At 63.3% G+C, this 23,610-nt stretch carries 22 protein-coding genes and 1 tRNA gene; 9 read left to right on the top strand and 14 right to left on the bottom strand.

Annotated elements, in window-relative coordinates; all coding sequences use genetic code 11:
- Positions 1-137: 137 nt before the first annotated feature.
- The 6 genes from EWM63_RS18650 to EWM63_RS18625 all read right to left on the bottom strand — a co-directional run bounded on the left by EWM63_RS18650 (position 138) and on the right by EWM63_RS18625 (position 5,541).
- Complete coding sequence (locus EWM63_RS18650; protein ID WP_130187875.1) at positions 138-872, bottom strand: ABC transporter ATP-binding protein; 735 nt, start codon at positions 870-872, stop codon at positions 138-140.
- A complete protein-coding gene (locus EWM63_RS18645) occupies positions 872-1,642 on the bottom strand; it encodes an ABC transporter ATP-binding protein (protein WP_130187874.1) in 771 nt (256 codons plus the stop codon). The genes EWM63_RS18650 and EWM63_RS18645 overlap by 1 nt, the downstream gene beginning before the upstream one ends.
- 9 nt (positions 1,643-1,651) lie before the next feature.
- The gene (locus tag EWM63_RS18640) at positions 1,652-2,869 is read right to left on the bottom strand and encodes an ABC transporter permease subunit (RefSeq protein WP_130187873.1); all 1,218 of its coding nucleotides are present in this window, start codon (positions 2,867-2,869) and stop codon (positions 1,652-1,654) included.
- 10 nt (positions 2,870-2,879) lie between these two features.
- Positions 2,880-3,809, bottom strand: a complete 930-nt coding sequence (locus EWM63_RS18635) for a branched-chain amino acid ABC transporter permease (RefSeq protein ID WP_130187872.1) — start codon at positions 3,807-3,809, stop codon at positions 2,880-2,882.
- A 327-nt stretch (positions 3,810-4,136) separates the two neighbouring features.
- Positions 4,137-5,069 carry a 4-hydroxy-3-methylbut-2-enyl diphosphate reductase gene (gene ispH, locus EWM63_RS18630; RefSeq protein ID WP_130187871.1) on the bottom strand — a complete coding sequence of 311 codons (933 nt, stop codon included), beginning with the start codon at positions 5,067-5,069 and terminating at the stop codon, positions 4,137-4,139.
- 28 nt (positions 5,070-5,097) lie between these two features.
- Positions 5,098-5,541, bottom strand: a complete 444-nt coding sequence (locus EWM63_RS18625; protein ID WP_130187870.1) for an FKBP-type peptidyl-prolyl cis-trans isomerase — start codon at positions 5,539-5,541, stop codon at positions 5,098-5,100.
- A gap of 174 nt (positions 5,542-5,715) precedes the next feature.
- Here EWM63_RS18625 and radC point away from each other — a divergent pair, with 174 nt between their 5' ends.
- The 3 genes from radC (at position 5,716) to rpmG (ending at position 7,015) form a co-directional block, all read left to right on the top strand.
- Complete coding sequence (gene radC / locus EWM63_RS18620) at positions 5,716-6,390, top strand: RadC family protein (RefSeq protein WP_130187869.1); 675 nt, start codon at positions 5,716-5,718, stop codon at positions 6,388-6,390.
- A 208-nt stretch (positions 6,391-6,598) separates the two neighbouring features.
- A complete protein-coding gene (gene rpmB / locus EWM63_RS18615) occupies positions 6,599-6,835 on the top strand; it encodes a 50S ribosomal protein L28 (protein ID WP_008451488.1) in 237 nt (78 codons plus the stop codon).
- A gap of 12 nt (positions 6,836-6,847) precedes the next feature.
- Positions 6,848-7,015: a 50S ribosomal protein L33 gene (gene rpmG, locus EWM63_RS18610; protein ID WP_050411857.1), complete on the top strand. Its 168-nt coding sequence runs from the start codon at positions 6,848-6,850 to the stop codon at positions 7,013-7,015.
- Positions 7,016-7,370: 355 nt separating this feature from the next.
- On the opposite strand, the gene EWM63_RS18605 is transcribed toward rpmG, so the two are convergent.
- From EWM63_RS18605 to EWM63_RS18585, 5 genes are all read right to left on the bottom strand, one after another.
- On the bottom strand, positions 7,371-8,561 hold the full coding sequence (locus EWM63_RS18605; RefSeq protein ID WP_130187868.1) for a DesA family fatty acid desaturase: 1,191 nt from the start codon (positions 8,559-8,561) through the stop codon (positions 7,371-7,373).
- A gap of 116 nt (positions 8,562-8,677) precedes the next feature.
- Positions 8,678-10,006, bottom strand: coding sequence for a mechanosensitive ion channel family protein (locus EWM63_RS18600; RefSeq protein ID WP_130187867.1), 1,329 nt, complete (start codon positions 10,004-10,006; stop codon positions 8,678-8,680).
- The gene (locus tag EWM63_RS18595) at positions 10,006-11,325 is read right to left on the bottom strand and encodes an RsmB/NOP family class I SAM-dependent RNA methyltransferase (protein WP_130187866.1); all 1,320 of its coding nucleotides are present in this window, start codon (positions 11,323-11,325) and stop codon (positions 10,006-10,008) included. The genes EWM63_RS18600 and EWM63_RS18595 overlap by 1 nt, the downstream gene beginning before the upstream one ends.
- 18 nt (positions 11,326-11,343) lie before the next feature.
- Entirely contained in the window at positions 11,344-11,967 is a 624-nt protein-coding gene (purN, locus tag EWM63_RS18590) for a phosphoribosylglycinamide formyltransferase (protein WP_130187865.1), read from the bottom strand.
- 67 nt (positions 11,968-12,034) lie between these two features.
- On the bottom strand, positions 12,035-12,433 hold the full coding sequence (locus EWM63_RS18585) for a barstar family protein (RefSeq protein WP_130187864.1): 399 nt from the start codon (positions 12,431-12,433) through the stop codon (positions 12,035-12,037).
- 545 nt (positions 12,434-12,978) lie between these two features.
- Between EWM63_RS18585 and EWM63_RS18580 the strand changes: the two genes are divergently transcribed.
- From EWM63_RS18580 to EWM63_RS18565, 4 genes are all read left to right on the top strand, one after another.
- A complete protein-coding gene (locus EWM63_RS18580; RefSeq protein WP_130187863.1) occupies positions 12,979-13,497 on the top strand; it encodes a glycine zipper 2TM domain-containing protein in 519 nt (172 codons plus the stop codon).
- A 211-nt stretch (positions 13,498-13,708) separates the two neighbouring features.
- Complete coding sequence (locus EWM63_RS18575; RefSeq protein WP_130187862.1) at positions 13,709-14,530, top strand: spermine/spermidine synthase domain-containing protein; 822 nt, start codon at positions 13,709-13,711, stop codon at positions 14,528-14,530.
- 4 nt (positions 14,531-14,534) lie between these two features.
- Complete coding sequence (tfpB, locus tag EWM63_RS18570; RefSeq protein WP_130187861.1) at positions 14,535-16,304, top strand: type IV pilus assembly ATPase TfpB; 1,770 nt, start codon at positions 14,535-14,537, stop codon at positions 16,302-16,304.
- A 94-nt stretch (positions 16,305-16,398) separates the two neighbouring features.
- A tRNA-Lys gene (locus EWM63_RS18565) sits at positions 16,399-16,474 on the top strand.
- Between the two features lie 121 nt (positions 16,475-16,595).
- On the opposite strand, the gene EWM63_RS18560 is transcribed toward EWM63_RS18565, so the two are convergent.
- Positions 16,596-17,549, bottom strand: coding sequence for an IS1595 family transposase (locus EWM63_RS18560; RefSeq protein ID WP_165390863.1), 954 nt, complete (start codon positions 17,547-17,549; stop codon positions 16,596-16,598).
- Between the two features lie 497 nt (positions 17,550-18,046).
- Between EWM63_RS18560 and EWM63_RS18555 the strand changes: the two genes are divergently transcribed.
- Complete coding sequence (locus EWM63_RS18555) at positions 18,047-18,766, top strand: PEP-CTERM sorting domain-containing protein (protein ID WP_130187860.1); 720 nt, start codon at positions 18,047-18,049, stop codon at positions 18,764-18,766.
- 130 nt (positions 18,767-18,896) lie between these two features.
- Positions 18,897-20,993 carry a TonB-dependent siderophore receptor gene (locus EWM63_RS18550; protein WP_130187859.1) on the top strand — a complete coding sequence of 699 codons (2,097 nt, stop codon included), beginning with the start codon at positions 18,897-18,899 and terminating at the stop codon, positions 20,991-20,993.
- Positions 20,994-21,014: 21 nt separating this feature from the next.
- On the opposite strand, the gene EWM63_RS18545 is transcribed toward EWM63_RS18550, so the two are convergent.
- On the bottom strand, positions 21,015-22,163 hold the full coding sequence (locus tag EWM63_RS18545) for an acyltransferase family protein (protein ID WP_130187858.1): 1,149 nt from the start codon (positions 22,161-22,163) through the stop codon (positions 21,015-21,017).
- Positions 22,164-22,317: 154 nt separating this feature from the next.
- A complete protein-coding gene (locus EWM63_RS18540; protein ID WP_229487372.1) occupies positions 22,318-23,463 on the bottom strand; it encodes an L-dopachrome tautomerase-related protein in 1,146 nt (381 codons plus the stop codon).
- Positions 23,464-23,610 lie beyond the last annotated feature (147 nt).

Below are 23,610 nucleotides of genomic sequence, written 5' to 3'. Positions count from 1 at the left end.
CATGCAAATATTCGCGGGAAAAACAAGGGACGTACCCCTGTTTCCAGGAAACTGTTGGCTTATCGAGATGCCAACCTGTCTGCACGTTCAGAAATTGCCTCTAAACAGGGGTACGTCCCAGTTTTTTTTGGTGCAGCTTACTCGCCCAGGTAAGCGGCTTTTACGCGCGGGTCGTGCAGCATGTCCTGCGCGTCGCCGGTCATCGTGATCGCGCCGGAATCCATCACGTAGCCGCGGTTGGCCGCCTGCAGCGCCAGCTTGGCGTTCTGTTCCACCAGCAGGATCGTGATGCCCTGCTTCGACACGTCGCGGATCACCTCGAAGATCTTGTCGACCATGATCGGCGACAGCCCCATCGACGGCTCGTCCAGCAGCAGCAGGTGCGGGTGGCACATCAGCGCTCGCGCCATCGCCAGCATCTGCTGTTCGCCACCGGACAGCGTGCCGGCCAGTTGCGCCGAGCGCTCCTTCAGCCGGGGGAAGATGTCGAACCACTTGGCGATGTCAGCCTCGATGCCCGCCTTGTCGTTGCGGGTATAGGCGCCCATCATCAGGTTTTCGTGGATCGTCATCCGCGTGAACACGCCCCGCCCTTCCGGCACCATCGCCAGTTTCTTCTCGACGAGATGGAAACTCTGCATGCCCTTCAGCGGTGTGCCCAGGTAGGCGATCGTGCCTTCCACCTTGCAGGCCGGCAGCGTGCCGGTGATCGCCTTCAGGGTCGTGGTCTTGCCGGCGCCATTGGCGCCGATCAGCGTGACCAGCTCACCCTCGTTCACTTCGAGGTCGATGCCCTTGACGGCCTTGATGCCGCCATAGGCGACGTGCAGGCCGGAGATCTTCAGGACATTCTTTGCGCTATCGACCGCCATCAATGCGACCCTCCCAGATAGGCGTCGATGACGGCCTGGTTGCTTTGGATTTCATGCGGCAGGCCTTCGGCGATCAGCTTGCCGTATTCGAGCACGCTGATGCGGTCGCACAGGCCCATCATCAGCTTCACGTCGTGTTCGATCAGCAGCACGGTCTTGCCTTCGGCCTTGATCTTGACGAGCAGCTCGCGCAGCGCCAGCTTTTCGGTGGCGTTCATGCCGGCGGCCGGTTCGTCCAGCGCCAGCAGTTGCGGGTCGGTGGCCAGCGCGCGGGCGATTTCCAGCCGGCGCTGGTCGCCATACGACAGGTATTTCGACGTGCGGCTGGCGAACTGCCCGATGCCGACGAAGTCCAGCAGTTCCTGCGCACGGATACGGATCGCCTTTTCCTCTTCCCGCGCCGCCTTGTGGCGGAACACCGCGCCGAACACGCCCTGGCGCGTGCGCACATGGCGCCCCACCATCACGTTTTCCAGCGCCGTCATCTCGCCGAACAGGCGGATGTTCTGGAACGTGCGGGCGATGCCCGCCTTTGCCACCGCGTGCGGGGCAGAAGGCGAATACGGCTTGCCGGCCAGTTCGAAAGTGCCCGTATCGGGCTGGTACAGGCCCGTGATCACGTTGAAGAACGTGGTCTTGCCGGCCCCGTTCGGGCCGATCAGGCCATAGATCTGGCCCCGCTTGATGTTGATGCGGACGTCCGTCAGCGCCTGCAGCCCGCCGAACCGTTTATTGACGCCCTGGATGTTCAGGATGACTTCTTCGCTCATCTGTTTTCCTTACGCTGCCACGACGCCGGTCGCCTTGCCCTTGGTATCGGAATCGCCATCGGGGCGATCCTCGTGCTTCGGCGAAGGCCACAAGCCCGCCGGGCGCACCAGCATGATCAGCACCAGCGCCAGGCCATACAGCAGTTGGCGCAGCACTTCGGCCTCGATCAGTACCTTGCCGAACAGCTGCATCTGCACCGGTTCGACGACGTGGCGCAGCACTTCCGGCAGCGCCGCCAGCAGCAGCCCGCCCAGCACCACGCCCGGGATGTGGCCGATGCCGCCCAGGACCACCATCGCCAGCACGGCAATCGATTCGGTCAGCGAGAACGATTCGGGCGACACAAAGCCCTGGAACGCGGCGAACATGGCGCCCGCCACGCCGCCGAACGAGGCGCCCATCGAAAAGGCCAGCAGCTTCACGTTGCGGGTATTGATGCCCATGGCCTTCGCGGCGATTTCATCCTCGCGGATGGCCACCCAGGCGCGGCCCAGCCGCGAATGCTGCAGGCGCGCCGTGATGAAGATCGTGGCGATCGTCAGGCCCAGGAACAGGAAGTAGTAGGCGTTGACGGACGGGAGCTGCCAGGCACCGATGGACACCATCGCGCCGGAGCCCTGCTCGCCCGCCAGGTCCACGCCGAACACCCGGATCGGATCGATCAGGTTGATCCCCTGCGGGCCGTTCGTGAAGTTGATCGGATCGTTCAGGTTGTTCATGAAGATCCGGATAATCTCGCCGAAGCCCAGCGTGACGATGGCCAGGTAGTCGCCGCGCAGCTTGAGCGTGGGGGCGCCCAGGATCGCGCCGAACAGGCCGGCCAGCGCCGCCGCGAACGGCACGATGAACCACACGGACAGGTGGATGCCGTTCGTGCGGATGTCCTCGCCGAGAATGACCACCAGCGTTTCCCCGAACGCCGGGTGCAGCATGATGATCGATTCGAGGAGCGTGGCGAATTGTGGCGAGGCCAGCAGGCCTGTCAGGTAGGCGCCCACCGCGTAGAACGCGATATAGCCCAGGTCCAGCAGGCCGGCAAAGCCGACCACCACGTTCAGGCCCAGCGCCAGCATGATGTACAGCAGCGCCAGGTCGGCGATGCGTACCCACGAGTTGCCGAAGTTCTGGGCGATGAACGGGAAGACCAGCATGACCGCCAGCAGCAGCGCCATGCTGGTATAAGCCTTTTTCGGGTCGCGCGAGGTATCGAAATTGAGCAGTGCCATGTTCGTCTCCTCAGGCGCGGTCGGCCACGCGTTCGCCCATGATGCCGGACGGTCGCACCGTCAGCACCAGGATCAGCACGATGAAGGCGAAGATGTCCTGGTAATGGCTGCCGAGGAAGCCCCCGGTCAGGTCACCGATGTAGCCGGCGCCCAGGCTTTCGATGATGCCCAGCACGATCCCGCCGATCATCGCGCCATAGATATTGCCGATACCGCCCAGCACGGCGGCGCAAAACGCCTTCAGGCCGGGAATCGTGCCCATCGCGAACTGGATCGACGCATAATTGGCGCCCCACATCACGCCGGCCACGGCGGCCAGCGCGGCGCCGATCGCGAACGTGTAGACGATCACGCGGTTCGAATCGACGCCCATGAGCCCCGCCACGCGCGGGTTCTCGGCCACGGCGCGCATCGCCCGGCCCATCTTGGTTTTCTCCACGAGCAGCACGAGCGCGCACATGGACAGCGCGGCCAGGGCCAGCAGCAGGATCTGCGTGATGCTGATGACGGCCCCGCCGATGGCGATCGGCTCCGAAGGCAGCAGTTGCGGGAACGGCAGCGGGTTGCGGCCCCAGATCATCATCGCGAACGTCTGCAGCAGGATCGACATGCCGATCGCGGTGATCAGCGGCGCCAGGCGCGGCGCGTTGCGCAGCCGGCGGTAGGCGATGCGTTCGATCAGCACGTTGACGATGATACAGCCGGGAATGGCGCCGAGGATGGCGATGCCCAGCTGCAGCCAGCCATTCATCTCGGGGAAATGCGCGCCGAGGAGGTTGAGGATCGTCAGGCCAATCATGGCGCCGATCATCAGCACGTCGCCATGGGCGAAGTTGATCAGGTTCAACACGCCGTACACCATGGTGTACCCCAGTGCGACCAGCGCATACATGCTGCCCAGCACCAGCCCGTTGATAATTTGTTGGATGAAGGTATCCATCGCTCCCCTTGGTTTGCTCGACCTTTTTTTGCGGAGGCCGGCGTATCGCCCGCCGCCGCGTAACAAAAACGGCACCCGGAGGATAGCCCCGCAGTGCCGCCGCATGGCGCATCCTTCGCGCCGCTGTCCGTTGCCGCCATCGTGCATATCGTGCACACGGCGGGCCTGCATCCTACTACTTCCGCGCGCCTCCCGGAAGCCGGTCAAAAAGAAGTCTGATCGGCAATGAGGAAATCGCCGGCTCGCCATCATAGCGATTCCGGCTGAAAACTTCGCGTGGAAAAACCGCGTGAATGCTGAACAATATTTAGTTTACAGCATGACGGGTCAAACGAGGCCTTTCGGCAACGGGAACGTGACGTTTTCCTCGACGCCTTCCAGCGGGCGAACGCTCTTCGCCCCCAGTTCCTTCAACCGGTCGATGACGGCCTGCACCAGCACCTCGGGTGCCGAGGCACCCGCCGTGACGCCGATGCGCTGGTGGCCTTCGAGCCAGGCCGGATCGATCTGCTCGGCGCGGTCCACCATGTAGGCGGGCGTGCCCATCTTGCGGGCCACTTCGCGCAGGCGGTTCGAATTCGAGCTGTTCGGGCTGCCGACGACAACGACGACTTCGACCTGAGGCGCCATGAATTTCACCGCTTCCTGGCGGTTCGTGGTGGCATAGCAGATGTCGCCCTTCTTCGGCTCCTGGATGGCCGGGAAGCGCGCCTTCAGCGCCTCGATGATCTCGGCGGTATCGTCGACCGACAGCGTGGTCTGCGACACGTAGGCCAGGTTTTCCGGGTTGGCCACCTGCAGTGTTGCCACATCGTCGATGGTTTCCACCAGGTGCATGCCTTCCTCGGCCTGGCCCATCGTGCCTTCCACTTCCGGGTGGCCATCGTGGCCGATCATGATGATCTCGCAGCCGGACTTGCGCATCTTGGCCACTTCCACGTGCACTTTCGTCACCAGCGGGCAGGTGGCATCGAAGATGGCCAGGCCGCGCGCTTCGGCTTCGGCACGCACGGCCTTCGACACGCCATGCGCGGAAAACACCAGCGTGTTCCCGGCCGGCACGTCGTCGAGGTCCTCGATGAAGATGGCACCCTTGGCGCGCAGGTCTTCGACGACATAGGCGTTGTGCACGATTTCGTGGCGCACGTAGATGGGGGCGCCGAACTGCTGCAATGCGCGTTCGACGATCTCGATCGCGCGGTCGACGCCGGCGCAAAAGCCGCGCGGCTGGGCCAGGAGGATTTCTTTATCGGTTTGCATGGCGGTAGTCATGGGCTTGCTTATCCGGTTACAGCACGGAAATCAGGTTCACTTCGAAGCGCACCGGCTGGCCGGCCAGCGGATGGTTGAAGTCGAAGATGGCGGCATCGTCATGCAACTCGCGCAGGATGCCGGAAAAACGGCCGCCGCCCGGCGCCGCGAAGTCGACCAGGTCACCCACGCGGTATTCCGCGCCAGGTACCGAATTCTCGTCCAGCGTGGCACGGGTGACGGGCCGGACCAGGTCGGGATTGCGGGGGCCGAAGGCGACGCCCGGCTCCAGGTCGAATGTCTTGTGCGTGCCTTCCGGCAGGCCGAGCAGCAGCTCTTCCAGCACCGGAGCCAGCTGGCCGGAACCGAGCATCAGCGTGGCCGGGTTGCCGTCGAAGGTGGAGACGATATCGGTACCGTCCAGCTGGGCCAGTCGGTAATGCAGGGTGAGGTACGCGGATGGGGTGACGACGTTCGACATGATGGGGGCAAATGAATGCGTTGGGCGGGCAAACCGGTATTGTAAGCCAGCTTGGCATTGCCTGGCGGATCGCGCAGCGTTCCCGGCAAGTCCGCCGATGTCTTTGCCATATCAGTATGAGCGGGCCCGGCGGCTTTCATAATGGCCTTCCGATCCCGTCACGAAAGGCACCCCATGAGCATCTCGAACTGGCCGGTCCACCAGCGCCCCCGCGAACGCCTGATCCGCGATGGCGCGCAGGCATTGTCGGACGCGGAGCTGCTGGCCGTTTTCCTGCGCGTAGGCGTGCGCGGCAAGAATGCCGTCGAACTGGCGGGCGACATGGTACGGCACTTCGGTTCCCTGCAAGCGTTGCTGCGCGCCAGCCTGAAGGACTTCACCGACGTGCCGGGCCTGGGGCCGGCCAAGTATGCGCAACTGAATGCCGTGATCGAACTGGCGCGGCGGGCGATCAGCGACGAGATGCTGTCCGGCGAATCGATCTGCTCGCCCCAGGCGGCCAAGCAATACCTGCGGCTGGCCATGGCGGGACGGCCCTACGAATCATTCCACGTGTTGTTCCTGGACGTGCGCAACCGCTTGATCGCGGCACGCGAACTGTTCCGCGGCACGCTCACGCACACCAGCGTCTACCCGCGCGAAGTCGTGCGCGAGGCGCTGACCCGCAATGCCGCCAGCGTGATGCTGGCGCATAACCATCCATCGGGCACGCCGGAGCCCAGCGAGGCCGATGTCCTGCTCACGCGCTCGCTGGTGCAGGCACTGGCCCTGGTCGATATCCGCATCCTCGACCATTTCGTTGTGGCGGGGCATCGCGTCCATTCCTTCGCGGAGAATGGCCAGATTTAACGATTCGCGCCCTGCCCCGGCGCTGTTTACCCTTAGATATCAAGGACTTCGGCTTGGAGCAGATGATTGCCTCGTCACACCGCCTTAAAATGTTAAATTTTTCCGATCAAGTATGACACAATTGTTTTTCACAAGTGATTGAAAAAGCTCAGTTTTTTGGATACACTTCTGTTTTTCCGAATTCGGAAGTAATTTTAAGGAGTGCAACATGGCACGTGTTTGCCAAGTCACTGGGAAGAAGCCGATGGTCGGCAACAACGTTTCCCATGCAAACAACAAGACCAAGCGTCGTTTTCTGCCGAACCTGCAGAACCGCCGCATCTTCGTTGAATCTGAAAACCGCTGGGTCTCCCTGCGTCTGTCCAACGCCGGTCTGCGCGTGATCGACAAGGTCGGCATCGACGCCGTCCTGGCCGACATGCGCGCTCGTGGCGAAAAAGTCTAATAGGGAGCTATCATGGCAAAAACTGGCCGCGACAAAATCAAGCTGGAATCGACCGCTGGTACGGGTCACTTCTACACCACGACCAAGAACAAGCGCACGATGCCTGGCAAAATGGAGATCATGAAGTTCGATCCCAAAGCCCGCAAACACGTGACGTACAAGGAAACCAAGATCAAGTAATCGATCTTGTTCCACTGAAAAAGCCGCTCTCGAGCGGCTTTTTTGCATCTGGACTGTTGTAAAAACCTTGGGGACTGTCCCTCCCGGCGGGACTGTCCCCGTCTTAATTTCCCAAAACCGGGGTCAGACCCCGGTTTCGGGCAATATTTCGCCAATGCACTTTGCTCCCCGTGACGCCAGGGTTGACAGCCCGAGATCCTTGCTCTGGTAGTCTCCTATCTGTCGCGCCGCCACCACAGTTAGCCTGCGCATTTGCAGGAAAGAGACAGGGGACTGTCCCCGAATTTTGGCAACAGTGTGAGAGCAGGCAATAAAAAACGGCCCCGCAGGGCCGTTTTGATGACGCTTTGACGAATCAGGCGTAGCTGCGCAGGCGCAGGGAGAACTCTTGCAGTGCCTTGATGCCGGAAGCTTCGGCGCGCTGGCACCAGTCCTGCAGCTTGTGCACCAGCTCTTCGCGGGTGAAGTGCGAACGCTCCCAGATCACGCCCAGTTCCACGCGCATATTGTGCATGGTCTCGAGCGCCTTGCTATGCTGGAACAGCTCGCTCAAGTGTTCTTTCTGCGCCGCTTCCAGCTTGGCCGGCTCGCGCTGCATCAGCTTGCGGGCGGACTTCAGGAAGCTGGATTCCAGCTGGGGCTTGTGCTTCAGGTGTTCCACTTCCTCGTCCCACGCGTGCTTGACGGACTTGGCATATTTGGCCATTACGTCATAGCGGTTGGCGATCACGGCCTGCAGCGTTTCGATATCGGCCTGCAGTTTGGCGGTGGCAAACTTCGGCTTCGGCGGCAGCTTCTTCACCTTTGCCAGGCCCACCATTTCCATCATGCGGATATAAGCCCAGCCGATGTCGAACTCATACCACTTGGACGACAGCTTGGCCGACGTGGCATACGTGTGGTGGTTGTTATGCAACTCCTCGCCGCCAATGATGATGCCCCAAGGAATGATGTTGGTGGCGGCATCCGAACAGTCGAAGTTGCGGTAACCCCAGTAATGGCCGATGCCATTGATGATGCCGGCGGCCGTGATCGGGATCCACAGCATCTGCACGGCCCAGACCGTGAGGCCCTTGGCACCAAACAGCGTGACGTTCAGGATCAGCAGCAGTGCCACGCCCTGCCAGCTGTATTTCGTGTACAGGTTGCGCTCGATCCAGTCGTCCGGCGTGCCGTGGCCGTACTTGTTCAGCGTTTCCTTGTTCTTCGTTTCAGCGCGGTACAGTTCGGCGCCTTCCCAGAACACCTTCTTGATGCCGCGCGTAACGGGGCTGTGCGGATCTTCTTCGGTATCGCATTTGGCATGGTGCTTGCGGTGCACGGCTGCCCATTCCTTCGTGACCTGGCCCGTGGTCAGCCACAGCCAGAAGCGGAAGAAATGACTCGGGATCGCATGCAGCTCCAGCGCGCGGTGCGCCTGGTGCCGGTGCAGGTAGATCGTGACGGCCGCGATCGTGATGTGTGTGACGATCAGCGTATAGATGACGGTTTGCCAGTTAGACAGACCAGTAATGCCATGCGTCAGGAAGTCCAAAACAGCGTTCAAGCTTTATCCATCCAATAAATGATTTCCAGGCGCGCGGAAATCTTGCGCAACGCCAGCAGACGTTACCGTCAATTGTACGCGCATTCGTCCGGGACAGGCACAACGATTCCGTACCGTCACGCCGTTTCCTGTGGTATTCCCAGATCCTGCCCGGAAACCGTTGACGCTCCGATAATGCGCATCTCGCGTGCCGGATACGGCACCAGCACTTCGTGCTCCTTCAGCGCTTTCCAGATCGCCCGGTTGACGTCGGACGTAACGCCGCCGCGCCCCTTTTCCGGGTCGCCGATCCAGAACCCCACCTGCAATTCCAGCCCATCGGCGCCGAAATTGAGCAGCGAGGCGCCCGGCGGTTTCGATTGCAATACGCGTGGCACGGAAGCGGCCGCTTTTTCCAGCAAACCCAGCGCGAAATCGAGGTCGGTATCGTAGGAAACGAACACTTTGGTGCTGAGCCATACTTCCTTGTTCGTCAACGTGGTGTTCTGCACCGGGCTCGACACGAACATTTCGTTCGGCACGATCGATTCCACCCCGTCGAGCCCTTGCAGGATCGTATAGCGTGTGTTGATCCGCGCCACGCGGCCGCTCCATTTGTCCACGGTGATCATGTCGCCGATCTGCAGGCTGCGATCCAGCAGGATGATGAAGCCGGAAATGTAGTTGCTGGCGATCTTCTGCAGCCCAAGACCGAGACCGACACCCAGCGCGCCGCCAAACACGGACAGCACGGTGAGATCGATCCCCACCAGGTTCAGGCTGAACAGCACGGCGAACACGATCAGCAGCGCCCGCCCGATCCGCGCCAGCACCACCCGCACGTTCGAATTGAGCGTTTCCACGCCCATCAGCCGCTCTTCCATCGCGGCACCGGCCCACATCGCCAGCACCAGCGTGACCACCACCGACACGAGCCCCTGCAGGATCTCTGCCGCCGTCACCTTGTTCTTGCCAAGGTGCAGCGTCATATTGTCGAGATAGCGGTAGATGTCGTCCCAATAGCCGGTGATGTACAGCGCGAACGCTATCCAGACCAGCAACTGGAAGATCTTTTCGAACGTCAGCATCGCCGCGCCGATCTCGCCACGGCGCGCAAAGACCCGCCGCAACAAGTAGAACGTGAGGCGGATCACGGCCAGCGAGCCCCAGATGGGCAGCGCGACCTTCAGCAGGTTGACATGATACCAGCGTGACAGCACGATCTGCGACAGCCACAGCAGGCAGACGATCGCCAGCGGCCCGATTACGCGGGCAAAGCCTTCGACGCCGAACCGGGCCATGGTGCCGCGGTCTTCGCGCCGCCCGATCCGGGACAGCGCCATGCGCGACAATGTCCAGCCCAGTGTCACGGACAGGACCAGCGCTCCCAGCTGCCACATCAGGCCCGGATCGCGCAGGTCGCCCAGCAGGTCGTTCCATAATGCCGACAGCGGGATCTGCTTCATCAGTCTTCGGCCTTGGACCCGGCCTCGTCTTCGGAAGGCTCGTCAGCCGGCGCCGCCTTGGCCATCGGCTTGCGCTCGAACACGGCGGCAAAGAAGCCATCGGTCTGGTGCCGGTGCGGCAGCAGCTTCAGGTAGTCGCCCATTTCCAGGTCGATCTTCTGTTCGGCCAGTACCTGGCTCATCGGCACCAGCTGGAAATCCGGATGGTTGGCGATGAACTGTTCCGCCACCGCGTCATTCTCTTCGTTCAGCAGGCTGCACGTGGCGTACACGAGGCGGCCGCCGCTCTTTACCAGGCGGGCGGCGCCGTCCAGGATCGATACCTGCTTGGCGTGCATCTCGGCGATCGCCTCCACCGGCTGGCGCCACTTCACGTCCGGGTTGCGGCGCAGCGTGCCCATGCCGGAGCATGGCGCATCGACCAGCACGCGGTCGATCTTGCCGGTCAGGCGCTTGATCTTGGCATCGCGTTCATGCGCGATGGCCACCGGATGCACGTTCGACAGGCCCGAGCGCGCCAACCGCGGCTTCAGCTTGGCCAGGCGCTTTTCGGAAACGTCGAACGCATAGAGGCGGCCGGTGTTGCGCATCTGCGCGCCCAGTGCCAGCGTCTTGCCGCCGGCACCGGCGCAAAAGTCCACCACCATCTCGCCGCGGCGCGCGCCCAGGATCTGGGCCAGCACCTGGCTGCCTTCGTCCTGCACTTCGATCGCGCCTTCCTTGAACAGCGGCAGATTCTGCAGTTGCGGCTTTTTCAGCACGCGCAGGCCCAGCGGCGCGAATGGCGTGGCCGTGGCGACGATCGGTGCCTGGGCCAGTTGCTCGATGACCTTGTCGCGGTCTGCCTTCAGCGCGTTCACGCGCAGGTCCAGCGGCGCGGGCGCATTCAGCGCATCGGCAAGCTGCAGCGCTTCTTCTTCACCGTATTGCTCGGCAAGCTTTTCCCACAGCCATTTCGGCATATTGGTGCGCAGCGACTTGTGCAGCAGCGAGCGGTCGATGTCCCTCATCCGCGTCAGCCACTCGACCTCTTCCTCCGACAGGCCGGGCAGCGCGTCGATGCCGACGGCATCGGCCAGGCCCAGCAACGTCAGGCGGCGCATGGTCGCGCCGCCGTTCGGCTCGGAAAACTCCGTGAAGAAATTCTTGTTGCGGAGCACCGCATAAATGCATTCGGCGATGGCACCGCGCTCGCGGCCGCCGAGGCGGGGGTGGTCCTTGAAGTAGCGCGACAACGTGGTGTCGGCCGGCGCGGTAAAGCGCAAGATCTCGCGCAGCACTTCTTCGGCGCTGGCGAGTACTGCTGGTGGCAATCTCATGGGAATCCTGGTGATGAATTAGTTCGCGGGGCGCGAATTGTGCGGGGTAATGACCTGGCCGTTCTCGACGGTCAGTTTATCTTCGATGAACCAGCGGATGGCGCGCGGATACAGCACATGTTCCTGCACCAGCAGGCGCGCCGACAGGGTGTCCGGCGTATCGCCCGGCAGGATCGGTACCGCTACCTGATCCACCACCGGGCCATGGTCCAGCTCCGCCGTCACGAAATGCACGGTGGCGCCATGTTCGGCATGGCCGGCGGCCAGCGCCGCCTCGTGCGTGTGCAGGCCGGGGAACAGCGGCAGCAGCGAGGGATGGATGTTCAGCATCCGGCCGCTGTAGTGCTCCACGAAAGCGGGCGTGAGAATGCGCATGAAGCCCGCCAGCACCACGAGATCCGGCGCGAAGCCGTCGATCACGGTCTGCAGCGCGGCATCGAATGCTTCACGGCTCGGGTATTCCTTGTTCGGCACCACGGCAGTCGGGATGCCGCGCGCCGCGGCGAATTCCAGGCCCTTGGCATCGGCACGGTTGCTGATGACGGCGGCGATCCGCGCCGGCCACTGCTCCGCTTCGGCGGCGCGGACCACGGCTTCCATATTGCTGCCGCGGCCCGAAATGAGGATGACGATATTTTTCATGGCCGACATTGTACCCGGTGCCGCCGGGCGGACCAACGGCCGGCAGCCCACGGCATGGCGGCAGGCCTTATTCGAACGAATAAAAGACGCGGAACGGCACTTTCTTTTCAGCCCACCAATCGGAGGAATCGCGGAACACGTCGAGCAGCGTTTCGCGTGCTTCGCGGTCGAATTTCTGGGTATTGGGCAGTTGTTCGAGCACGATCACGAAACCGGGTTGCTCGCCGGCCGCCGCCAGCGTTTCCGTCAGCGTGGTGCGCAACGCATCGAAATTCTTGCCGCAGGGCTTGGGGAACCTGAATGATTCGGCAATGATGCCCAGCACTTGCTGCTTCGTCAGGCCGGCATGGCAATGCGCATACAGAAAATGCTGGCCCAGGCGGCCGGCCTCCTCTTGCAGTTCAGCGATCCGGAATGCCCTGATGGACTGAACGAGGTTGGGCGGCACGGTTAAGAACAAACTCATTTTTCCCTCAAAATCGACCTGTTGTACGGTATGTGTTTTATATTGAAGGCACCTATACAAGGCATGCGGCGCGACTCGATGGGACACTTCATGAGGCACTTTACAACGCGCCTCGGCGGGACCTCAGGTGCTGCCTCAGGTCCTGCCTCAGGTGCGTCCTCGAGTGCGGCCTCAGTGCGGCCTCATGCGATACCCGTCGGTCACCACGGTATGCCGCTGCACCGGCAGCGCTAGTCGCGTTTCTCTCCGTCAATTCGATCCCTAGAGTGTAAGGGTAACGTGTTGTACAGCATGAATCAACTTTAATGTGGCAGCGCGCGCAAGATTTGTTAAAAAGCGGTCATCTTCAGGGCCCTTTAAGATGCTTCGCCGACAATCCTTCACCTTGGCGGATTTGATGTCCTAGCGCGGGCCATCCATTAGCGGGTTACATTTTGTTGCCATAAGCCCAGATTGCAGTCGCGCGCCGGCATTACCATTGAATCGCATAATGCTTATTTCTTGTCTTGTGCTGATAAAGACAATCATCCAATGAGGTACCCCAAATGAAACTGCAAGCCCGGTTGCCATTGAATTTTTTATTGTCGGCCACGCTGCTCGGCTCGCTGCCGGTCGTGCAGGCCGCCGATTTCGAGGATTACGGCCGTGTCGTGCGCGTAACGCCGCAGGTCGAGCGGGTGAACCGCCCGCAACAGGAATGCCGTACTGAATACGTGCAGGTACAGCAGCCGCAACAGCGTGGTGTGGGTGGCTCCATCGTTGGTGGCATTGCCGGCGCCCTGCTGGGCAGCCAGGTGGGCAGCGGCAGCGGCCGCACGGCCGCCGCCGCCGCCGGTGCCATTGCCGGCGCCGTGGTCGGCGACCGCGTCGGCAACCAGAATGCCGCGCCGGCCGGGGTGCAGGAACAGGCGGTGAAACAGTGCCGCACCGTCGACAGCTGGGAATCGCGCACCACCGGGTATGAAGTCGTGTATGACTACCGTGGCCGCAATTACACCAGCTATATGTCGCAGGATCCGGGCGAGCGGGTACGCTTGCGCGTATCGGTCGAACCGGTCCAGTAATCGATTTACGGAACATGCAGCTGCCGGCCCGGGCCGGCAGTTTTTATTCCGACGCCTGCATTGGCGCGCCTGGATCGAAGGGTTGACGCAGGCATGCCATGCAGTGCATGACGGCGGCGCCTGATTTGTGTGCTTGATGACAGTGCTTGATGACAGTGCTTGATTCCAGGCAAAGCGGCGCGGGATAATGAGGCCCCACCTGGATCCCACCATGCTGATCAAACGTAAATCCATCGAAAAAGAAGAATCGTCCCGTCCGGCCCGGTCGGCGACAAAAACCGCCGCGCGCAAGCTGGCTCCCTATAAACCCAAATTCGCCCCCGTTACCCTGTCCGAGCAGGATGGCGTGCGTTACCTGCATTTCGGTACCGAATGGGTGCAGGGTGCGATGCGCATCCGCAAGCCGGACTGGCCGGAGCTGGAATACGCGCAGCAAATGATGGCGTGGATGCTGTGGATCGCGGCGCCGCGGCGGGTTGCGCAACTGGGCCTGGGTACCGCCGCGCTGACGAAGTTCTGCTACCGCACTTTCCCCGAGGCGCAGGTGACAGCGGTGGAACTGAACCCGCACGTGATCACGATCTGCCAGTCGATGTTCAAGCTGCCGCCGGACGATGCGCGGCTGCGCGTGCTGGAAATGGATGCGCTGGATTTCGTCAACGACCTTGGCAACCACAACACGCTCGATGCATTGCAGGTCGACCTGTACGACGCCACCGCGCGCGGACCGGTGCTCGACTCGGCGGAATTCTATGCCGCCTGCGCGGCGTGCCTGACAGATGACGGCATCATGACCGTGAACCTGTTCGGCGACCACCCCAGCTATGCAAAGAACCTGAAGGCGATGAAGGACGCCTTCCCGCAGGTGGTCAGCCTGCCCGAGGTCCATGACGGCAATGTCGTGGCGCTGGCATTCAAGCGCGCACGCCCGCTCGACATCCCGGCCCTGGAAGCGCGCGCAAAGGAAATCCTCGCGCAGACGAAGCTGCCGGCGAAAACCTGGGTCAAGGGCCTCGCCACGACAAAGACCTGACACCATGACCAGGACACTCGACCTGCAGCAGATCTTTACGTGGCTCCTTGCCGACGGCATGGTCGAGAAAGCCGGCGTCAAGGCACTGTACGCGCAGGCGCAGGGCATCCTGCGCAATACCGCGGGCTCGATGCACCCGCTGTGCGCCGTCGCGCATTGCAAGATCCTGTCCGCGCAGCCACCGCACCGGCAATTGACGCTGGACCTGCTGACCGAATGGCTGGCCGGGCGCGCGCGGCTGCCGCTGTACCGCATCGATCCGCTGAAGGTGGATTTCACCCGCGTGGCGGACGTGATGTCGGCCAGCTACGCCGCGCGCTTCAACATCCTGCCCGTCGAGATCTCGGCCGATACCCTGACGGTTGCCACGGCCGACCCGTTCGCGCTTGAGTGGGAGCCGGAAATCGCCAAGATTTCGCGTCGCTCCATCCGCCGCGTGATCGCCAACCCGCTCGATATCGCCCAGTACACGTCGCAATTCTTTTCCCTAGCGAAGTCGATCCGGGATGCCAACAAGTCCACCGGCCAGGACCTGGCGCTGCGCAACAATTTCGAGCAGCTGGTCGAGATGGGCAAGAGCAACCGGCAGGTCGATGCCAACGACCAGCATGTGATCAACATCGTCGACTGGCTGTGGCAATACGCGTTCGAGCAACGTGCCTCGGACATCCACCTGGAACCGAAGCGCGACATCGGCAACATCCGCTTCCGCATCGACGGCGTGCTGCACCAGGTGTACCAGGTGCCGGCCGTGGTGATGATCGCGATGACGGCGCGCATCAAGCTGCTGGGGCGGATGGACGTGATCGAAAAGCGCCGCCCGCAGGATGGCCGCATCAAGACGCGCACTGCTGGCGGCCAGGAAATCGAGCTGCGGCTGTCCACGCTGCCCACGGCGTTCGGCGAGAAGCTCGTGATGCGTATTTTCGACCCGGACGTCGTCGTCAAGACCTTGCCGGAACTGGGCTTTCCTCCCGAAGACGCCGCACGCTGGGATGCGCTGACGAAGCGGCCGCACGGCATCATCCTCGTTACCGGTCCTACCGGCTCGGGCAAGACCACCACGCTGTACACCACGCTGAAGGCGCTGGCCACGTCCGAGGTGAATGTGTGCACGGTGGAAGATCCGATCGAGATGGTGGAAGCGTCGTTCAACCAGATGCAGGTACAGCCCGGCATCGAGCTGTCGTTCGCCGACGGTGTGCGCGCGCTGATGCGGCAGGATCCGGACATCATCATGGTCGGCGAGATCCGCGACCTGGCGACAGCCGAGATGGCGATCCAGGCCGCGCTGACAGGCCACCTGGTGCTGTCGACGCTGCACACGAACGATGCGCCATCGGCCGTGATGCGCCTGCTGGAGCTGGGCGTGCCGTATTACCTGCTGGAGGCAACGATCATCGGCATCATGGCCCAGCGCCTGGTGCGCACGCTGTGCGCCGAATGCAAGACGCCCGACGGCGAACTGGCGGACGATATCTGGGAAGGCATCGGTGGCGCGTGGAACCTGCCGAAACCGCAGCAGGTGTACCGGCCGGCCGGATGCCCGGAATGCCGGCAGACGGGTTTTCGCGGCCGCACGGGCATTTATGAACTGCTGACCGTCAGCGCCGCGTTCAACGATCTGGTGCAGGAAGAAACCGATATCGCCGCACTGCGCCGGCAGGCGGTCGCCGATGGCATGAAGCCGCTGCGCATTGCCGGTGCCTGGAAGATCATTGAAGGCGTAACGACCGCGGAAGAAGTGCTGAAGGCAACGGCATCGCTTTCCTGACCCGGCTCCGTCGAGACAGCCATGACATCGCGCAATTTTATGTTCGATGCACCTTGGCAGAGCGCAACGACGCGTATATAATACGGCCTCTTTCGGGTCGTTAGCTCAGCTGGTAGAGCAGCGGACTTTTAATCCGTTGGTCGCAGGTTCGAATCCCGCACGGCCTACCACGAATAGATCAGAGAAGCCAACCGCTTGCGGTTGGCTTTTTTGTTGGCGCTGTTAGCGTAAAGTGGTCACTGCTTAGAGGCACGAAACTTTTGATGAGTGCCGTTGTCACGGTTGCCGCCATCAGGCAGACGCTACCGCAACACGCAGCCACTGCGCCGGTGCCGGCCACGCCGCCGTATCGAGCATGCGCAGCCAGCCCGTATAGTTGCTCAGGAAGCGGCTGGCCACGCCATTGAACCGACGCAGCCAGGCCTTGAAGCGGCTGTGCCAAGCGTTTACACCCTGAATGTGGATGGCGCCGCGCGTTCGGATGCCCGCCTTGACGTTCACCGCCTCATGCGTAATGCCAGCCTGCCTGGCGAATGTGACATACGCCCTGGCGGCATCGCTGATCAACAGGATGTCCGGTGCCAGTACGGGTTTCAGGTGTTCGGACAGCTGGCTGGCGCTGATCGGGCCGCGACCCGTCACGAATTCCCAGGTTTGCCGATTGCGGTCACGCGCCACCAGGATGCAGTCGAACTCCTTGCTGATCCCGCGCTTTGACGCCTTGCCGCCACGCTTGCGAGGTCGCCGATCCAGGTGGCGCGACCCCTTCTGCGATTCAAGGTGATACGTTTCGTCGGCTTCGACGATGCCCGAGAGCTGTGGCCGGCGCTCGCAGCGCACGGCGGCGATGAAACGATGACGCCAGCGGAAGCTGGTGGACTTCGCCACGTCTACCCGCTCGGCAGCCTTGCGCACCGTGCTCGACTCGATGAGGCATTGGAAGTAAGGCAACCATTTGTCGCGCAGCCGCAGGCGGGCCAGCGGCGTGCCGGTCAGCGCATTGAAGCAGCGCCGGCAGGCCACGCAGCGATAGCGTTGCAGGCCGTTGGCGTGACCGCTGCGGTGGCATCGCGTGCCGCCGCATCCGGGACAAGGCCGCTTGCCGGCAGCCTCCTCGATCAGGCGCAGGCACTGGCCGGGTTGCACGACGTTCGCCAGGAAGCCTTGCAAAAGAGCGATCTCATCGTCGGAAAGCTGGAGCTGCGCCAGCGCCTTGAACACCACGTGGAACTCTGCTGCGCCCATCGTCCCCTCCGCGTATACATGAAGTATCTCAACAGAAGATCAGACTGTGATTCCGCAGGGAAGTTCCCCAGCTTTACGCGCACAGCGCCTTTTTGTTGGCGCTGTCACCCGCGCCTGTGGAGTGAACTGAACCATTCGCCGCACTTGCTGTCTCATCCTGTCGGCCACCGTGATGGCAATTTCCCACCTTGCGCAAGGTCATACATTCATGACAATTTCGCGCAACTATCGCTGAAGACCCCGCTCACCAGTCCAGCTACCATGGCGCTCGTTCATGCCATGGCGAACTCGTGCAGGCGCAAGGAGCATGCGCCGCGATTCTTGAATTGACCACGAACTCTGCACCATTGCCTGACACTCCCTCGTTCGGCCAACCCTCGCGGTTGGCCTTTTTTTCGTGAAACTTTCACGACAAATCCGCGCAACAAACACGCAAGACGCCGCTACCGGCCGGGCTAACATGATGTTCTTTCCATAACACGCCGGAGCCCAAGAACATGAAACTGCCCCTTATCGCTGCCACCTTCGCCCTGTCGCTGCCACTGACCGCCCTTGCCGATGTGTCGTCCTCGGCACACTTCAGCAATTTCCATTACGAAGTCATCGATCTCGACCTGAACGACGGCATTACGGCTGCCCTGACGCTGGACGAACCCGGCAAGGGACTGACTGCCGGCTTCGACCCCGGCAACGGCTTCCCCGCCCCGCTCGAGTATCTGTTCGAAGACGGCACCGTCACCGCCACAGTCGGTGCCGGCAGTGCAACGGCATCGCTGGAGAACGGCTTGGGGCATGCATCGGCATCGTTCAACGGCATTACAGGCGAGCTCTTCAGCACTGTCGCCGTGGGCCATACTTATACGCTGACGGCGAACACGCAAGTCATCCTGTACCTCGATGCCGAGGTCGCCGGGGGCGCCGATGCCGGCAATGTATGGAGCCCGAGCCACACTGGACTGTTCGCCATCAACGACGATCCCGTCACCGGCGTCCCGGTCCAGACCGAAGACTACCTGACGAGCTATCTCGGCAACACGGCCGGGCGCCAGCTTACCGTCACCTTCACGAGCGGCGACACGGAACAGGTCGGCGAACTCGGCTACTTTGCCGGCGCCTACGCCGGCGTCAGCCCGGTGCCGGAACCGTCGCAGCTTGCACTGCTGACCCTTGGCCTGGCGGGGCTTGGCTGGCAGACGCGTCGCGCACGGCGCAAATAACACGGCAGCGTCGCTTCCGCCTCGGCAAAGGCCAACCGCCCCCGGTTGGCCTTTGACGTTGCCAAGGCAAACACCTTGCAATTAGAAATGATTCTCATTTATATTGCTGGCTTTTTGCCCGAAAGTCGCCATGCCAGCCCGCAAGTCCCCATCTTCCGCCACCGGCCTTGCCGCGCTGTGCCTTCTTTCCGCTGCGTTACCCGCCGGCGCCAATACCGATGAGTCCACCGAAACAGCGATGCCGCAGGTGACTGTCGTTGCCGAGCGCGCAGCCGACGGCTACAACGCGCAGCAGTCGCGCGGCGCCACGCGCACCGATACGCCCCTCAGGGAAGTGCCGCAATCGGTGCGCGTGATCGGCCAGCAGCAGCTCGATGACCTGGGCGCGACGCGAATGGCAGACACCGTCGATTTCGTCAGCGGCATCGCGCGGCTGAACGACTTCGGCGGCACGTGGGACAACTTCGCGATACGCGGTTTCAGCAGCACGGACATGGGCTACCTCGTGAACGGCTTCCCCGGGTCGCGCGGCTACAATCCGCCGCGCGATACCGCCACCGTGGAGCGTTTTGAATTCCTGAAGGGGCCGGCCGGTGCCGTCTATGGCAGCAGCGAGCCGGGCGGCACGATCAATATCGTCACCAAGAAACCAAGGTTCGACAATGCGAACGTGGCCGAGGTCAGCGTCGGCAGCACGGGCCTGCGCCGTGCCACGCTGGACAGCACCGGCGCGCTGACGGCGTCGGTGGCTTACCGCCTGAACGTGATGGCCGAGGAAGGCGCCACGCGCTCTTCGCTGCTGCACAACAAGCGCCATCTCGTCGCTCCCGCGCTGACCTGGGTGATCGACAGCCGCACCACGCTCAATGTCGAATCGGAATTCCTGCGTGTGAACACGCCGCTCGACCGCGGCGTGATCAATGTGCGCGGCGTGCTGGGCACGCTGCCGCGCGACCGTGTGCTCAACGAACCCGGCGACGAGAACATGCGCCTGAACAGCGACACGTACCAGGCCACGCTCGAGCACATGCTAGCGGACGGCTGGCGCCTGCGCATCGGCGCCAGCTACAAGGAAAGCGAATTTGACGGCGAGTACACGGAAGCGAATGCGCTGGCGGCGGACAACCGCACGCTGAACCGCCAGGCCACCTGGCGCACGCTGCCCTCGCGCGACACGGCGTTGCAGGCCGAACTCGAAGGCAAGTTCACCACCGGTGACGTCGGGCACACGCTGCTGGTCGGCGCCGAGGCATCGCGCCTGTGGATGAACACGGAAATCCTGCGCTCGTCGAACCGACCGATCGACATCCATGCGCCCGTGTACGGCACGCCTGCCCCGGCGCTGGTGAATCGCACCTCCAGTTCCGACGAGCGCCAGCGCGTCAAGGCCGTGTTCGCGCAAGACCAGGTCAGCCTCACCGACCGCTGGAAACTGCTGGCCGGCCTGCGCTGGGACGAATACAGCCAGTCGCTGGAAAACCGCGTGGCGAAAACGTTCGTGTCGCGCAAGCAGAGCGCCGTCACGCCGCGTGCCGGCATTACGTACCTGCCGAACGACACCAGCTCGCTGTATGTCTCGGCCGGCAAATCGTTCCGCGGCAACAACGGCACCGACATCGCGGGCCAGGCCTTCGACCCGCAGCGTTCGACCGCCTATGAAGCGGGCTGGAAACTGCAATCGCGCGATGGCCGCCTGGGCGCCACGTTCGCCGTCTACGACATCACCAAGACCAATGTGCTGACCGCCAGCGACATTCCCGGCTACTCGGTGGCGGCCGGCGAAATCCGCAGCACCGGGGCGGAGGCCGACGTGAACGGCCAGGTAGGCCGCCATTGGCGCGTGATGGGCAACCTGACGTGGGACGATGCGCGCGTGACGAAGGACAGGACGCTGGCCGCGGGCACGCGCCTGGCCAACGTGCCCGAAGTCAGCGCGGGCCTGCTGGCGATCCGCGAAGACCGCCTGCCCGGCGGCGGCCGCTATGGCATCGGTGCCGGCGTCAACCACGTGGGGGAGCGCTCGGGCAACAGCGCCGACACGTACTCGCTGCCGGCCTATACCACGTTCAAGCTGGTCAGCTACTGGCAGGTCAACGGGCGCACGCGCCTGTCGGTGGACGTGCACAACCTGGCCAACCGCACGTTCTACACGTCATCGTGGGGCAACCTGTACGTCACGCCGGGCGCCGAACGCAGCGTGGTCGCCCGCCTGAAGATCGAGCTGTAGAACGGGGCGTCCACGAACGCCTCAGGAGCGCAGCGCTTTCCCTTCGGACCGCCAGGCCGGGCTGGCCGGGCCGGTGGCGCGCCTCGTCGCGGAATGCACAATGCGGCCCAGCGGCACTTCCACCCAGCGGTGGAACGCGGCACCGGCCACCAGGCTCGCGGCCCACGCGCCCGCCACGCCAAGCAGCTGCCATTGCGGATCGAGCGGCACGAAGCGCGTGAATGCCGCGTTCAGGACCAGGCACACTGGGAAGTGGACGAGGAAGACCGCATACGAGATGCGCCCCAGCCTGCCGATGACGGTGGCCGCCAGGCTGCCCGACGCCGTCCTCGACCGGCCGAACAGGAACAGCACGCCGGCAACGGCCAGCGCCAGCGCGATCCGTTCACGGAATTCAAGCACCAGCGCACCCAGCACCGGCAGCACGGCCAGTGCTACCAGCAGCGCCACGGCACCGCCCTTGCGGCCGCGATCCCCGGCCCACCAGGCCATCGCGCCCAGCCCATAACTGCCGAAGAAATACGGCGCCCAGTCATCCCAGTCCGCATCCAGGTTGAAGTACAGCAGGGACACCGCCATGCCCGCGGCCACGGCGCAGGGCACCAGGTACGGCAGCGCACGCGTGCCGGCCACGCGCCCCGCAAGCCACAGCAGCAGCGCCAGCGCCGCATACAGCTGGAAATCGATGGCGACATACCATGCGCCGGCCGACAGCGATTCATACCCCAGCACCCCATGCAGCAGGACCGCGTGGGCGCACAGCTGCGCGAACGTGGCGGGCGCGGAAATGGAATCGTGTGTCATCCAGGCGGCGGCCACGGCCGTGGCCAGCGCGGCCAGCAGGGTCGCGGCCATGAACGGCGGTACCAGCTTCACATAGCGCCGCCAGATCGCCGCGCGCGGCCTGGCCAGCCCGGCATGCGCCGCAGGGCTCAGCGACTTCGCGGCCAGGAAGCCGCCGATGACGAGGAATACCTGCACGGCGATCCGCGCCGTGTCGCCCAGCCAGTCCATCAGGTCCGGCACCAGGGGCCGTGCCCGGTCGGCCATGGGGCCGTAGAACGCCAGGTGGTGCAGCACGATCAACTGTGCGGCCACGGCCTTCAACAGGTTGATGAGTACAAATTCCGATCTTGCTTGTGCATGGTCTCCAGGGCTTGCCAACTTCATCCGCTTCCTTTTTGCTGCCCGCCACGGCCTTGTGGGCCGTGACGATTTGATAAAGGACGGGAGAATAGCCGAGTTGGCTGATCCGTGGCGCAAAAAAGCGCACGTCTGTTCGCAGAAATGCTGTCGCAGGCTGCTTGCCTGCGTTTGTTTTCGTTTACTTGCCGTTCTTCAGCCGCCACAGCGACGTGGGCAAGGCGATCGGCGCATCGGGCTTGAAGAATGCCGAATCCTGGATGCGCGACGTGGTCACGTACACGGTGCCGTCCGGGCCCTGGCTGAACGTGTCGGGCCAGCGCAGCCGCTGGTCGCGGATCACGAGCCGCGGCTCGCTGCCGGGCAGCTGCAGGTTGCGCACCTTGACCGAGTCGTCCTCGGGCGACGTGATGTACATGTGCTTGCCGCCGCGGTCGATCAGCAACCCGTCCGCCACGCCGTTGCGCCCCACCGTTTCCACCTTGCCGCCGATATCGTCGCCGCGCCAGCCCTCCTCGACCAGCACGCTGGTGGCGATGCGGTACAGCGTATCGCCCTTGATCGCCTGCCAGTACAGGTACTGGCCATCCGGCGACAGCGCGATGCCGTCGGCGGCGAATTCGATGCCCTTGCCGTCCGGCCGGCGCAGCGGCTTGCCGTCGGCCGTCACCACCAGGCCCTTCTTCGGCTGCGTGGACGGGTGGCCGTCCAGCAGCCGCTTTGCTTCGCCCGTGCCCAGGTCCACCAGCACGATGGCGCCGCGCACGCCGGAATCGGTGATGTACGCCCACTTGCCATCCGGCGAGAAGCGCACGTCGTTCAGGTAGGAACCCTGCGTGGCCACGCTTTCGTCGAAGCGGATGTTCTGCAGCACCGCGCTCGACGCCAGGCTCACGCGCACCAGCTTCGGCCCGCCCGGCACGATCGGCCCCTGGGCCGGCGCGGCCGGGTCCAGCACCCACACATTGCCCGCCTTGTCGGCCACCACGCTCTGCACGCACACCCAGTGCTCGCCGGGCGACAGTTCATCCTTGCGCGCGTTGCGCCACGCATTCCACTGCTCGTTGGGGAACGGCACGGTCGCGCCATCGCGCACCTCGGCCACGGAGACAGGCGAATCCTCGGTCCAGCGCGGGAAGTTGACGAAGATGCGGCCATCCTCGGCCACCGTCACGCCGGTGACCTGGTGGCCGAAGTCGGCCACTTTTTCCAGCGTAATACCTTTCTGAAGCGGCGCGGTCTGGGCAACGGCGGACGTGCCGCCGGCCATCAGGGCGGCGGCGACAAGGGAAGCGGACAAGCGGGCAAGCGGCAAGCGGGATGGCATCTGATTTCCTTTCGTGACAGGATCGTTCGGGAAACTGCGGGACCAATTGGGCACTGCGGTGCGCGCGATGATGCCATACGACTTGCATGTTGCGGCAAGGTAGCGGAACAGGCGCATGGGTGCGCATGGGTAGCAATCCGCGGCGGA

The sequence above is a fragment of the Pseudoduganella lutea genome (assembly GCF_004209755.1).
Taxonomy (GTDB): domain Bacteria; phylum Pseudomonadota; class Gammaproteobacteria; order Burkholderiales; family Burkholderiaceae_D; genus Rugamonas; species Rugamonas lutea.
This window is presented reverse-complemented; position numbering and strand designations above follow the sequence as displayed.